The organism is Arthrobacter sp. 01N442, assembly GCF_056399345.1.
The window spans coordinates 86,460-100,098 of sequence record NZ_JBFTRD010000001.1; the positions used below are offsets into that span (position 1 = coordinate 86,460).

Here is a 13,639-nt window from a genome sequence, read left to right on the forward strand (position 1 = left end):
CGAACGGCGGCCTGGCTACAGTTTTAAGATTGATCGATAGCCCGGCCGCTGATGCGTCCGGGGAGGGCGCCGAAGGGAGGCAGGAACCGTGACGCCACCTCGCTCTGCCGCCGCGCCGGAGGAGCCGCTTCAGCTTTCGCTGCTGCACGGCTTCCCCGCTTCCGCGGCCGCGTCCGGGCCCGCCCTGGCCGCTGACCTCCCGGTGGCCCGGGTGCTGCTGGAATCGTCCCTGCCGCATCTGGACCGGCCTTTTGACTACAGCGTTCCGGCCGAGCTGGATGCCGCCGCCCAGCCGGGCGTCAGGGTGAAGGTCAAATTCAGCGGCCAGGAACTCGCCGGCTACCTCCTCGAACGCGCGGCGGCGTCCGACGCCGGCCACCCGCTGGTGCCGCTGTACAAGGTGGTGTCCCCGGTACCGGTGCTGATTCCGGCCGTGGCCGAACTGGCCAGGAGGGTCGCGGCGCGCTACGCCGGCACCGTCAGCGATGTCCTCCGGGTGGCAGTCCCGCCGCGGATGGCCAAGCTGGAAAAGGAGTTTGCCCCCGACGGCCGGTTGGACCCGCAGCTTTTCGCCCACGGCGACGGCGGGGAGAGCGACGGCGGGGCAGGCGGGGCCAGCAGGTCCGCTGCTGAGCAGCCCGTGGCGCCGTCTGGCTGGGCGGACTACCACAACGGCCCGGCGTTCCTCCAGCACCTGGGGGCGGGGGAGTCGCCCCGTGCCGCGCTGAGCGCCCTGCAGGGGTTTGGTCCCGGCAGCTGGCCCCGGCTCGTCGCGGAAGCCGTTGCCGCCGTCCGCCGTTCCGGTCGCGGCGCCGTCGTCGTGGTGCCGGACTACCGGGACCTGGACCGGGTCGAGGCGGCCCTGCTGGAAGTCCTGCCGGCCGGCGACGTCGCCCGACTCACTGCCGACGACGGCCAGACCCCGCGCTACCGCAGCTTCCTTCGGATCCTCAGTGGCGCCGCGGGGGTGGCCGTGGGGACCCGCTCCGCCGCCTACGCGCCGGTGCAGAACCTTGGCCTGGTGGTGTGCTGGGACGACGGCGATGACCTGCACATTGAGCAGCGTTCCCCGTACGCGCATGCCCGTGAAGTCCTGCTGCTCCGGGCGGCGCACGAAGGTGCCGCGTGCCTGCTGGCCGGGCACGCCCGCAGCACGGAGTCGCAACGTCTGGTGGAGTCCGGGTGGGCCTGGCCGGTCGAGGCGGATCGCTCGGTGATGCGCCGGACCGTCCCGCGCGTCGTGAACACCGCCGACAGCTTTGAGCAGGAGCGGGATCCGCTGGCGCGGATCGCGCGGTTGCCCGGCGCCGCCTGGCGCGCAGCGAAGGAGGGCCTGGAACGTGGTCCCGTCCTGGTCCAGGTCGCACGGGCCGGGTACGCGCCGTCGCTGGCCTGCGAACGCTGCCGGGAGCCGGCACGCTGCACCGCTTGCAATGGCCCGCTGGCAATTTCCGGGCCCGGCGGCAGCGCCGCGGTGCCCGCATGCCGCTGGTGCTCCGCGGCCTCCCCGGACTGGCACTGCATCCATTGCAACGGTGTCCGGCTCCGGCGGGGCGCCACCGGAGCGCTGCGGACGGCGGAGGAACTGGGCCGGGCTTTTCCGGGAAAGCCCGTCGTTACCTCCTCCGGCGACCGTGTACTGGCCACTGTGCCTGACACCAGGGCCCTTGTGGTTGCGACGGTCGGCGCCGAACCGGTGGCGGCAGGCGGGTACGCGGCCGCACTGCTGCTCGACGGTGACTCCCTGCTGCGCCGGGAGAACCTCCGGGCGGGGGAGGACGCCGTGCGGCGTTGGTTCAACGCCGCAGCCTTGGTCCGGCCCGCCTCGGACGGCGGACTCGTGGTCATCACGGCCGAGGACGCCGCCGGCGTCGGAGCCTTGCTGCGCTGGGACCCGGCGGGGTACGCCGGGCGCGAGCTGGCGTTGCGGAAAGAGTTGTCGCTGCCGCCGGCGGTCCGGATCGCGTCCGTAACCGGCGGCCGCACCGCCGTCGGGCACTTCACCGATGCCGTGGGGCACGCGCTGGCGAAACAGGCCATCGTGCTGCGCTCGGCCGGGCCGGCACCGCTGCCCGGAGCGGGGTCCGGAGCTGGGTCCGGAACATCGAAGCCGGGTGCCGGTGCGGAGCGGCACGGCGGCGAGGATGTCCGGACGCTGCTGTTCATCCCGTACGCGGAAGCCGCCGAGGCCACGAAGGCCCTCCGCGCGGTGAAGGCCGCCGCAGCAGCCAAGCGCACTGACGACCCGGTCCAGGTGCGGCTCGACGGCGTCGACGTGCTCTAGGGGCGCCGTTTCGACGGTTGCCTGTGCCATAGACGCTTCCGCGCGTCGAACTGGCAGGGAAGCAGCGAAATGGCCGGGGCTACCGGCGTTTCCGAAGCGCTACGGCCTCCTCGGCGGCGGCCAGCAGGCGCTTCGCGGAGGCATCCCAGCTGAACTCGCCCGCACGCTGCACGGCCCGGCCGGAACGCTGCTTCCAAAGCTCGGGCTGCTCAAGTTCCCGTACCGCGGCGGCAAATGCGGACGGCGAGTCCGGCTCAACGTAGCTGACCGCGTCCCCGCCCACCTCGCGGAAGATTGGAATGTCGCTGGCGATGACCGGCGTTCCGTGGGACATGGCCTCCACCAGGGGCAGGCCGTAGCCCTCGGCCTTGGAGAGGCTGACCAGCGCCGTGGTGCGGGCCAGAAACTCCTCATATTCGGCATCCGTGACGCCGTTGTGGAACACGATATTGGCTCCTGCCGGGGCCAGCGCCTGCAACTCGGCCCGGCGTTCGGGCGTGATCCGGCTCAGCAGGTGCAGGGTCATCTCCGGCAGTTCCGCCATGCCCTTGATCAGGGTCTCGACGTTCTTGTACGGCATGAAGGAACCCATGTAGAGCAGCGATTTGTCGGCGCCGGCGCCGGGGTCTCGAGGCGTCAGTCCGGGCTGCGGGGCGTTGCCGACGATCCGGACCGGCCGCTTGGTCAGCCGGTACTTGGCCATCAACGATTCGGTGGTGGAGCTGATGGTTGCCACGACGTCGGCCCGGTTCAGCAGGACGCGCTGGGGCCAGAACGCCTTGTGGTAGAGCCGCCAGAGGACGCGGACCGGGGCCGGAAGGAACCCGGGAGGGGCCGGGTGTTCGTAGTAGATCAGGTCGTGCAGGGTCAGGACCAGGGCGTACTTGCGGCCCCAGCTGCCCATCGTCTGCATCGGGCAAACCACGACGTCGGCCCCGAGCGGGTTGACTTTGGCGGCCACGAAGAGCTCGGCCGGGGAGAGCGGGCTGTTTATCAGGGTGTACGGCACGTCCGGCAGCAGTGCCAGCTGGCGGGTGTCGCTGATCAGCATGGAGACGTCGGCGATCTTGGCGGTCGCGGCGATCAGGCTGGCACCGTACCGGCTGATGCCGTCGTGGTGGTCGAGCCTGGTGAAGCGGGCGTCAATGAGGATTTTCACGCGGTGCGGTCCTTCAGGAAGCGTCGGATGAAGCCCGCGGCGGGCTCCGGGGTTTCGTAGTGGATCAGGTGCCCGACGCCGGGAATGACTTCGAGGGTTCCGTCCGGGAGCAGCGGGAGCAGCTTGTGCTGGTCGGGGAGGGTGGCGATCTCGTCCTTCTCGCCGGCCACCAGCAACACCGGCAGCTCCAGTCGCGGCGCCACCTCGGCCACGTTGCTGCCCACCGAGGCCTTGAAGGCCTCAAGGAGGCTGTCGCGGTCGGCGAAGGCGGAGAAGTAGGCGCTGTGCTGGTCGTGGACGAACCGACGGAGCGCCTTGTCCTGGGTCTTGGCCATGGTCTCACTCATCACCCGGACGATCAGCTGGTTGCGCAGCAGGGCGTTCCCGAGTCCGCGGGGGAGCCGGGCGGCGGCCTCGTAGTACAGCACCGCGGCTTTGGTCATGAGGCCCTTGGGGCCCTCCAGCGCGGGCGCGGCGATGGGGTTGATCAGGACCAGTTCGGCGACGGCGCCGGGATGGTCCGCCACGAAGTGGCTGGCGATGATGGAACCGAAGGAGTGGCCCAGCAGCACGGTGTCCGGTCCCAGCCCGAGCGCGGCCATGAAGTCGGCGATGAAGCTGCTGTAGCCGCTGACGCTGTGGCCGCCTGCCGGGAACGCTCCGGAGGCGCCAAACCCCGGCAGGTCCGGCATGATGAGGCGCATCTCGGGGAGCTGGTCGACGACCCGGAGCAGGCCGTGGTGGTCGCCGCGGAAGCCGTGGATGACCAGGATGGTCCGCGTGTCGGCGGTCTCTTCGAGCGGCTCGTAGCTCCAGTAGGCGACGCGGGTGCCGTTGAGATCCACCGCGGAGGCGTTGCTGCGCGTTTCGAGTTCGGCGCTAAGCAAGGGAGGCAGGGGGGAAGGCTCGGTGGCCACGGGTTCCATTCGTTCGGTCCTAGTTGACGTCGTCGGGGTTCGAGCCGGTGCGGAATCCGCGCTCCAGGCCGGCCAGGGCCTCCAGGTCCGCGGCGCCGAGGCTGAACCCGAAGATGTCGTGGTTTTCGCGGATCCGGGCGTAAGAGCTGGCCTTGGGGATGACAACGTTGCCAAGCTCCAGGTGCCAGCGCAGGATGATCTGGGCGGCGGTCCGGCCGTGCGCCTCGGCGAGCTCCAGCACCATCGGATCCTGCAGCACCTGGCCTCGGCCCAGGGGGCTCCAGGCCTCGGTGGTGATGCCGAGCGTGGCGTGCAGGGCCCGCAGCTCAGCCTGCTGGAGCCAGGGATGCAGTTCAATCTGGTTGACCGCGGGCACGACCTCCGCGCCCTGGAGCAGGCGGTCCAGGTGTGCGGGCTGGAAGTTGGAGACCCCGATGGCCCGGACCTTCCCTTCGCGGTAGAGCGTTTCGAGCGCGCGGTAGCTCTCCGTGAAGAGTCCGCGCCGGGCGCACGGCCAGTGGATCAGGTACAGGTCCACGTATTCGAGTCCCAGCTTGGCGATCGAGGTGTCGAAGGCCCGCAGCGTCGCATCGTAGCCCTGGTCGTCGTTCCAGAGCTTGGTGGTCACGAAGAGGTCCTCGCGGGCGAGTGAGGGGTGCAGCTCGCCCGATCCGCCGGAAGACGCGTTGAAGGCGGACAGGGCGCCGATGGCCTTCCCGACGCCCGTCTCGTTCCCGTACATGGCGGCGGTATCGAAGTGCCGGTACCCGGCCTCCAGTGCCATGGTCACGAGCCCGGCGGCGTCTTCGGGCGGAACCTTGTAAAGCCCGAACCCGAGGCGGTCCATCATCACACCGTTGTTCAGCGTCAGCCGGGGGGAGATTCTCATAGCAACGACTCTACCCATTCCGGCGGCCCGGCCGCGGGTGCCGGGCCGTCAGGACAGTCCCTCGGAACTGACCAGCCGGCGGGCGCTGGCTTCGTCGAGGATCAGGTCGGTGGCCAGGCCCGCGGCGAGCGCGCCGCGCAGCCCGTTAATCTTGGAGGCACCGGAGACCACGCAGATCCGGCGCCGTACCTGCCGGAGCTGGGCGAGATCCGGTCCGGTGGAGCGTTCGTTGAGCGTGATGCCGTCGGAGGAGCCGTCCGCGCGGAAGAACACCGTGGCGACGTCGCCGACGACGTCGGAACTCGCCAGGACGCTCAGGTCGTCCTCATCGAGGTAGCCGCCCGCGTAGACGTGGCTGGGGTAGTCGGCGTCGACCGATCCCACGCCGAAAATGGCGATGCTCATCCGGGACTGCAGTTGCAGGATCCGTTGCACACTGCGTTCATTCCACATGGCCTTCTTGGTCGCGGCGTGGTCGAAGAACGCCGGGACCGGGAACTGTTCCACGCGCGCTCCGTAGGCGCTGCCGAAGCGCCGCATGATGTCCGAGGCGTAGGTGATGCCCGTGGTCTGCATGTTCCCGGCTCCGTTGAGCTGGACGATGATGCTGTCGTGCGTGATCTTCCGGGTCAGGTGCCGGCTCACCGCGCTCAGCGTGGAACCCCATGCCACTCCGATGATCGCGTTCGAATCCACGAGCGGGCCTATGGTGCGGGCGGCCTGCATCGCTACGCGGTCCAGTGTTTCGGCCTCGTTGAGGGTATCCACCACCGGGACGACGTGTACGTCGACCTTGTACTCGGCGCGGATCATGCTGGCGAGCTCGGGGCCGGTGTCCAGCGGGCTCCGGATCTGGATCTGCACGAGTCCGGATTCCCGGGCTGCCGACAGCAGCCGGGAGACGGTCGAGCGGGACGTCCGGAGCTCGCGGGCGATCGCGTCCATCGTCAGGTCTTGGAGGTAATACAGCTGGGCGGCCCGAAGGGCGTCGGACTGGCGGCTTGGTGACATCGGAGATCCAATCTGCACGTTTGTGCATAGTGCTTGACTCCATTTTCCATTAGTCCAAAGAATAGTGTTGAACGGCGGCGGGCCCAGCGGGCGCGCCGCACAGCACCAAGCCCCAAGGAGCAGTTTTGGGAAACAAGGTTTCATCCGGCAATCCGGCGTCGAATACCCAGCGCACGTCCGTGCAGCAGTTGCGGAACCGGCCGCACGCACAGGTGCTCATCATCGGCGGTGGCATCAACGGAGTTGGAACCTTCCGTGACCTGGCCCTGCAGGGCGTCGACGTTGCCCTCGTCGAACGGGGCGACTTCTGCCAGGGCGCCAGCGGCGCCTCGTCTCACATGATCCACGGCGGCATCAGGTACCTGGAAAACGGCGAGTTCCGCCTCGTCCAGGAGTCCGTCGTCGAACGCAACCGGCTGCTTCGCATCGCTCCCCACTACGTAAAGCCGCTGCAGACCACCATCCCGATCTTCAGCACCTTCTCGGGCATCCTGGCGGCGCCGCTGCGGTTCCTGACCCACAAGCAGGGGAAGCACACCGAGCGCGGCGCTTTCCTGATCAAGCTGGGCCTGAGCATGTATGACTTCTTCTCCCGCGACGGCGGCACGGTGCCGCGTCACCAGTTCCGCGGCCGCAAGCGCGCCCTGGCCGAACTGCCCCGGCTGCACCCCGGCATCAAGTACGCCGCGACCTACTTCGACGCCTCCGTGCACAACCCGGAGCGGCTCACCCTGGACGTGCTCCAGGACGGCGAGAAGGCCGGCGAGGCGGGCGGCAACGGCGCCCGCGCCAGCAACTACCTCTCCCTGGTCTCGATGGGCGGCGCGGCCGGAAACGGCGCCGCGGCTGCCGGGGCGACGGGCGGCACGGTCCAGCTCCGGGACGAACTGACCGGCGAGGTCTTCGATTTCAGCGCCGACGTCGTGGTCAACACCACCGGCGCCTGGGTGGACCTGACCAACCAGGCCATGGGCGCCGCGTCGGCGTTCATGGGCGGCACCAAGGGATCGCATATCGTCCTGGACCACCCGGGGCTGCTCGAGGCATGCCAGGGCCGCGAAATCTTCTTCGAACACACCGACGGCCGGATCGTGCTTATCTACCCGATGGGTGACCGGGTCCTGGTCGGCACCACGGACATCGACGCGGACATGGCCCAGGACGCCGTCTGCACCGACGCCGAGATCGATTACTTCTTCGACCTCATCGGGCACGTCTTCCCGGACATCGCGGTGGACCGTGAGCAGATCGTGTACACCTTCTCCGGCGTTCGTCCGCTGCCCCGGCACGACGCTACGCAGCCGGGCTTCGTCAGCCGCGACTACCGGATCGAGCGCCGCGGACCCGCCAAGGGCGCGGCACCGAAGGCCGGCGACGGCGCCGTCGTGCTCAGCCTCGTGGGCGGCAAGTGGACCACCTTCCGGGCCCTCGCCGAACACCTCAGCAACGACGTCCTGGCCGAACTCGGCATGGAACGGAAGGTCTCAACCGCCAAGCTTGCCATCGGCGGCGGGGCCGGCTTCCCCGACTCTGAGGAAGGCGTCCAGCGCTGGATCAAGGCCCATATGACGGCCGGCCGCGACGCTGACCGGACCGCGGTCCTGCTCACCCGTTACGGCACCCGCGCCGAGGACGTCATGGCGTACCTCGACGCCGGGGCGGACCGGCTGCTGCACTCCACCCGGGAACTGAGTGTGCGGGAGCTGGAGTTCATGGCGCGCAACGAACAGCTCGGACACCTGGTGGACGTACTGATCCGCCGCACCTCGCTGGCCTTCAGGGGCCTTGTCACGGGCGAGTTGCTGAACGAGGTCGCCGAAATTCTTTCCGGACCGCTGGGCTGGGACGCGGCGACGCGGACCGCCGAGATCAACCACGCCCAGGAGGTGCTCCAGCGGTTCCACGGCGTCCAGGTACACAGCCTGGTCGCCTGATAGCTTGCGTGTCCGGACGGGTTTGTCCGGGTGCAAAGACTGCGGGGTTTCCCCCGGGAATCCCCGCAGTGGCCGGCCGGCAGCGCGAAACCGCTGCCGGCCCAACGGCCCTTCAAACTCGCGAAGGGCTGACAACAGAAAATAGAGGAGTCAAAGATGTCTCTTGGAATAGTTTTCCTGTCCGAAGTATTCGGCACCGCAATGCTGACCCTGCTGGGTTGTGGCGTTGTGGCCAACGTCGCGCTGAAAGGCACGAAGGGCAACAACGGCGGGTTCCTGATGGTCACCTGGGGATGGGGCATTGCCGTCTTCGCCGGTGTCTTCGTTGCAGCCAAATCCGGGGCGCACCTGAACCCGGCCGTCACCTTCGGCCTGCTGCTCAACGGCAAGAAGGAGTACGCCCCCGGTGTCGCGGTCGACTTCGGCTCCACCCTTACCTACTTCGGCGGGGAACTGCTCGGCGCCTTCCTGGGTGCCGTCGTGATGTGGCTCGCCCACAAGCAGCACTTCGACGTTGAGCCCGAGCCCGCCTCCAAGCTGGGCGTGTTCTCCACCGGCCCCGCGATCCGCTCCACCCCGTGGAACCTCATCACGGAAATCATCGGCACCTTTGTCCTGGTCTTCGTCATCCTGACCTTCGGCGGGACCCCCTCCGGACTCGGCCCGCTGGCTGTAGCCCTGTTGGTTGTCGGCATCGGTGTCTCCCTTGGTGGCCCCACCGGCTACGCCATCAACCCGGCCCGTGACCTTGGCCCCCGCATCGCCCACGCACTGCTGCCGATCAAGGGCAAGGGTTCCTCGGACTGGAGCTACTCGTGGATTCCGGTTGTCGGACCGCTGGTTGGCGGCGGCCTTGCCGGCATCGTGGCAGCCGTGGTGCCGATCATCGCGACCGCGGCGGCTTCCTAGTCCTGCCGGACCGCACCTGCTGAACCAAAACCGCTCGAATCGCATCAATTCAACCGCCAGGCCCAACAGACAAGGACGTCAGCATGAACCAGTATGTAATCGCCATTGACCAGGGAACCACGAGCACCCGCGCCATCGTGTTCGACCACAGCGGCAACATCGTTTCCTCCGGCCAGATGGAACACGAGCAGATCTTCCCGCAGGCAGGATGGGTGGAGCACGATCCCGCGGAGATCTGGAACAACACCCGCGAGGTCATCGCCTCTGCACTGTCCAAGGCCAACCTGACCCGCCACGACATTGCCGCCGTCGGCATCACCAACCAGCGCGAAACCGCTGTGGTCTGGGACAAGACCACGGGCAAGGCCGTCTACAACGCGATCGTCTGGCAGGACACCCGCACCCAGGCGATCGTCGATGAGCTGGCCAAGGACGGCGGCCCGGAACGCTTCAAGCAGAAGGTGGGCCTGCCCCTGGCGACCTACTTCTCCGGCACCAAGATCAAATGGATCCTGGACAACGTCGAGGGCGCCCGCGCCAAGGCCGAGGCCGGCGACCTGGTCTTCGGCAACACTGACAGCTGGGTGCTGTGGAACCTCACCGGCGGAACGGACGGCGGCGTGCACGTCACCGACGTCACCAACGCTTCGCGGACCATGTTCATGGACCTCGACACGCTTTCCTGGGACCAGGAAATCCTGGACGCGTTCGGTGTCCCGGCCTCGATGATGCCGGCCATCAAGTCTTCGTCCGAGGTGTACGGCACGGTGCACACCTCGCAGCTGCTGCGCGAAGTTCCGGTCGCCGGCATCCTGGGCGACCAGCAGGCGGCCACCTTCGGCCAGGCTGCCTTCGACACCGGCGAAGCGAAGAACACCTACGGCACGGGCTGCTTCCTCATCTTCAACACCGGTGAGGAAATCGTCCACTCCAAGAACGGGCTGCTGACCACCGTCGGCTACAAGCTCGGCGACGCCAAGCCGCACTACGCCCTGGAAGGGTCGATCGCTGTCACCGGTTCGCTGGTGCAGTGGCTGCGCGACAACCTGGGCATGATCAGCAGCGCCCCGGAGGTCGAGACCCTGGCCGCTTCGGTCGAGGACAACGGCGGCGTTTACATCGTTCCGGCCTTCTCCGGCCTGTTCGCACCGTACTGGCGCTCCGACGCCCGCGGCGCGATCGTCGGCCTGACCCGGTTCGTGAACAAGAACCACATCGCCCGCGCGGCCCTGGAGGCCACCGCCTTCCAGACCCGCGAGGTGCTCGACGCCGTCAACGCCGACTCGGGGGTTCCGCTGACGGAGCTGAAGGTCGACGGCGGCATGGTCGCCAACGACGCGCTGATGCAGTTCCAGGCGGACATCCTGGGCGTGCCCGTGATCCGGCCGAAGGTCGTGGAGACCACCTCGCTCGGCGCAGCCTACGCCGCCGGCCTGGCCGTCGGATTCTGGAAGGACCTTGGCGAGTGCTCGGCCAACTGGTCCGAGGACAAGCGCTGGGAACCGCAGATGGATCAGGCGGAGCGTGAGCGCCAGATGCGTCTCTGGAAGAAGGCTGTCACCAAGTCCATGGACTGGGTCGACGAGGACGTGAAGTAAGACCCAGCCTCTGTCGAGGGAGGCCGCACCCGCCCTGCCCGCTTCGCGGTGCCCACCACACCCTGGCGGGGTGCGGCCTCCCTCTCCAGTGCGTCCTGCTTCAGCCGCTCGTGGCGACTACGGTGAGGGGTTTGTGGGTGCGCTAGAGTAGTCGTATGCGTGCGATCCTCCTGCTTAGTTAGCCGCCCGGCATCCCGGTGAAGACCGGATTGCCGAGCGGCAGCCCCTCCGTGTCGAGGGGCTTTTGTGTGTCCGGGACATTTACCGGCCCGCAGCAGGGGACCAAGGGATCAGGCGGGACAGTCCTGATCCGACAAGATCGAAAGAACAGAAGAGGCCAGCAGTGAGCGTTCAGCCGGAGACAGAGACCGGAACAGCAGCAGCCGCCGCGAGTGAAGGCCCCGAAGAGGGCGCCTACAGCTTCGCCGCCATGGAGGCCAAATGGCCGCAGGTCTGGGAGGACCTCAAGGTCTTCACGCCCCTGGACGACGGCTCGAAGGAACGCCGCTACGTGCTGGACATGTTCCCGTACCCGTCCGGCGACCTGCACATGGGCCACGCCGAAGCGTTCGCGATGGGCGACGTCGTCGCCCGCTACCTGCGCCAGCAGGGCTTCGACGTGCTGCACCCGATCGGCTGGGACTCCTTCGGCCTGCCGGCGGAAAACGCCGCCATCAAGCGCAACGCGCACCCCAGCGAGTGGACGTACGCCAACATCGACACCCAGGCGGCATCGTTCAAGCGCTACGCCATCTCCGCGGACTGGTCACGCCGGCTGCACACCTCGGATCCCGGCTACTACCGCTGGACCCAGTGGCTGTTCAAGCGCTTCTACGAGCGCGGACTGGCCTACCGCAAGAACTCCCCGGTGAACTGGTGCCCCAAGGACCAGACCGTGCTGGCCAACGAGCAGGTCGTCAACGGCGCCTGCGAACGGTGCGGCACCGCCGTGACCAAGAAATCCCTGAACCAGTGGTACTTCAAGATCACCGACTACGCCGACCGGCTGCTGGACGACATGGACGAACTGCGCGGGCACTGGCCCGAGCGGGTCCTGGCCATGCAGAAGAACTGGATCGGCCGATCCGAGGGCGCCCACGTCAACTTCGTGGTCGAGGCCGACGGCGACAAGCCCGCCAAGGACGTCACCGTCTTCACCACGCGCCCGGACACCCTGTACGGCGCGACGTTCTTCGTGGTCGCCGCAGACGCGCCGATCGCCGTCGAACTGGTCACCGAGGAACACGCCGCAGCCCTGGACGCCTACCGCGAGCAGGTCAAGGCGCTGTCCGAAATTGAGCGCCAGTCCACCGAGCGGGAAAAGACCGGCGTCTTCACCGGCCGCTACGCCATCAACCCGTTGAACGGCGAGAAGCTGCCGGTCTGGGCCGCCGACTACGTGCTGGCCGACTACGGCACCGGCGCCATCATGGCCGTGCCGGCCCACGACCAGCGCGACCTGGACTTCGCCAAGACCTTCGACCTGCCCGTGCGGGCAGTCCTGGACACCGGTGAGGAAGACCCGGCAGTGTCCGGCACGGCGACCACCGGCGAGGGCACCCTGATCAACTCCGGTGCGCTGGACGGCCTGCCCAAGGCCGAGGCTATCCCGGCCGCCATCGCGATCCTGGAGCAGCAGGGGACCGGGGAGAAGTTCGTGAACTTCCGCCTGCGTGACTGGCTGCTGAGCCGGCAGCGCTTCTGGGGAACCCCCATCCCGATCATCCACTGCCCGGCCTGCGGCGAAGTCCCGGTTCCGGACGACCAGCTGCCGGTGACCCTGCCGGAGGACCTGCGCGGCGAGGACCTGTCCCCGAAGGGCACCTCCCCGCTGGCCGCCGCGGAAGCCTGGGTCAACGTCGAGTGCCCCAGCTGCCACGGCCCGGCCAAACGAGACACGGACACCATGGACACCTTCGTGGACTCGTCCTGGTACTTCCTGCGCTTCGTTTCGCCCGACTACACCGAGGGCCCCTTCGATCCGGCCAAGATCAACGACTGGATGCCGGTCGGCCAGTACGTCGGCGGGGTGGAGCACGCCATCCTGCACCTGCTCTACGCCCGCTTCTTCACCAAGGTCATTCACGACCTGGGCCTGATCGAGGCCGACGAGCCCTTCAAGGCGCTGCTGAACCAGGGCCAGGTGCTCAACGGCGGCAAGGCGATGAGCAAGTCCCTCGGCAACGGCGTGGACCTGGGCGAGCAGCTGGACAAGTTCGGCGTCGACGCCGTGCGCCTGACCATGATCTTCGCCTCCCCGCCGGAGGACGACGTCGACTGGGCGGACGTCTCGCCGTCGGGCTCCGCGAAGTTCCTGGCCCGCGCCTGGCGCCTGGGCCAGGACGTCACCAGCGAGCCCGGCGTCGATTTCGCCGCCGGGGACCGTGCCCTGCGCACTGTCACCCACCGCACCATCGCCGACGCGCAGGCGCTGCTGGACCACAACAAGTTCAACGTCGTGGTCGCGAAGCTGATGGAGCTGGTCAACGCGACCCGCAAGACCATCGACAGCGGTGCAGGCGGCGCAAACCCGGCCGTCCGCGAGGCGGTCGAGGCCGTAGCGGTCATCCTGAGCCTGTTCGCGCCCTACACCGCCGAGGACCTGTGGAACGTGCTGGGACACCCGGCCTCGGTGGCCAATGCCGGTTGGCCCACGCACGACGAAACCCTGCTGGTACAGGACACGGTGACCGCCGTGGTCCAGGTCCAGGGCAAGGTGCGGGACCGGCTCGAGGTGTCCCCGGGCATCTCCGAGGACGAGCTGCGCGAACTGGCGCTGGCCTCGGAGAACGTTCAGCGCGCAATGGACGGCCGCGGAATCCGCACGGTGATCGTGCGGGCACCTAAACTGGTCAACATCGTTCCGGCCTAGCCGGACCAGCCGTTCGTGAACCGGCCGCCGGCAAACGCCGGCGGCCGGAACTCTTTCCAGGAGGTG

Annotated in this window: 9 protein-coding genes; 5 read left to right on the forward strand and 4 right to left on the reverse strand. The window is 68.2% G+C overall.

Translation table 11 applies throughout. The features are described from left to right. Positions 1–88 precede the first annotated feature (88 nt). Positions 89–2,284: a primosomal protein N' gene (locus tag AC1DNC_RS00385; RefSeq protein WP_476860601.1), complete on the forward strand. Its 2,196-nt coding sequence runs from the start codon at positions 89–91 to the stop codon at positions 2,282–2,284. Positions 2,285–2,363: 79 nt separating this feature from the next. On the opposite strand, the gene AC1DNC_RS00390 is transcribed toward AC1DNC_RS00385, so the two are convergent. Genes AC1DNC_RS00390 through AC1DNC_RS00405 form a run of 4 tightly spaced genes read right to left on the reverse strand, consistent with a single transcriptional unit; the run spans position 2,364 to position 6,260 of the window. Then, positions 2,364–3,443 (reverse strand): glycosyltransferase family 4 protein, encoded by a 1,080-nt coding sequence (locus tag AC1DNC_RS00390; protein ID WP_476860602.1) that lies wholly within the window; start codon positions 3,441–3,443, stop codon positions 2,364–2,366. Continuing rightward, complete coding sequence (locus AC1DNC_RS00395; protein ID WP_476860603.1) at positions 3,440–4,369, reverse strand: alpha/beta fold hydrolase; 930 nt, start codon at positions 4,367–4,369, stop codon at positions 3,440–3,442. Before AC1DNC_RS00395 ends, AC1DNC_RS00390 begins: the two co-directional genes overlap by 4 nt. Before the next feature lie 10 nt (positions 4,370–4,379). Further along, a complete protein-coding gene (locus AC1DNC_RS00400; RefSeq protein ID WP_476860604.1) occupies positions 4,380–5,249 on the reverse strand; it encodes an aldo/keto reductase in 870 nt (289 codons plus the stop codon). Positions 5,250–5,297: 48 nt separating this feature from the next. Continuing rightward, on the reverse strand, positions 5,298–6,260 hold the full coding sequence (locus AC1DNC_RS00405; protein WP_476860605.1) for a sugar-binding transcriptional regulator: 963 nt from the start codon (positions 6,258–6,260) through the stop codon (positions 5,298–5,300). Between the two features lie 125 nt (positions 6,261–6,385). Between AC1DNC_RS00405 and AC1DNC_RS00410 the strand changes: the two genes are divergently transcribed. The 4 genes from AC1DNC_RS00410 to leuS all read left to right on the forward strand — a co-directional run bounded on the left by AC1DNC_RS00410 (position 6,386) and on the right by leuS (position 13,573). Beyond that, positions 6,386–8,194, forward strand: coding sequence for a glycerol-3-phosphate dehydrogenase/oxidase (locus AC1DNC_RS00410; RefSeq protein ID WP_476860606.1), 1,809 nt, complete (start codon positions 6,386–6,388; stop codon positions 8,192–8,194). Between the two features lie 156 nt (positions 8,195–8,350). Beyond that, positions 8,351–9,103: an MIP/aquaporin family protein gene (locus AC1DNC_RS00415; protein WP_476860607.1), complete on the forward strand. Its 753-nt coding sequence runs from the start codon at positions 8,351–8,353 to the stop codon at positions 9,101–9,103. Positions 9,104–9,186: 83 nt separating this feature from the next. Continuing rightward, on the forward strand, positions 9,187–10,701 hold the full coding sequence (gene glpK / locus AC1DNC_RS00420) for a glycerol kinase GlpK (RefSeq protein ID WP_476860608.1): 1,515 nt from the start codon (positions 9,187–9,189) through the stop codon (positions 10,699–10,701). A gap of 343 nt (positions 10,702–11,044) precedes the next feature. Beyond that, complete coding sequence (leuS, locus tag AC1DNC_RS00425) at positions 11,045–13,573, forward strand: leucine--tRNA ligase (RefSeq protein WP_476860609.1); 2,529 nt, start codon at positions 11,045–11,047, stop codon at positions 13,571–13,573. Positions 13,574–13,639: the final 66 nt, after the last annotated feature.

What these genes read in the sequence shown, in the direction of transcription:
- AC1DNC_RS00395 (WP_476860603.1), bottom strand. Translation starts at nt 4,369, where the DNA reads ATGGAACCCGTGGCCACCGAGCCTTCCCCCCTGCCTCCCTTGCTTAGC.
- AC1DNC_RS00400 (WP_476860604.1), bottom strand. Translation starts at nt 5,249, where the DNA reads ATGAGAATCTCCCCCCGGCTGACGCTGAACAACGGTGTGATGATGGAC.
- AC1DNC_RS00405 (WP_476860605.1), bottom strand. Translation starts at nt 6,260, where the DNA reads ATGTCACCAAGCCGCCAGTCCGACGCCCTTCGGGCCGCCCAGCTGTAT.
- AC1DNC_RS00415 (WP_476860607.1), top strand. Translation starts at nt 8,351, where the DNA reads ATGTCTCTTGGAATAGTTTTCCTGTCCGAAGTATTCGGCACCGCAATG.
- glpK (WP_476860608.1), top strand. Translation starts at nt 9,187, where the DNA reads ATGAACCAGTATGTAATCGCCATTGACCAGGGAACCACGAGCACCCGC.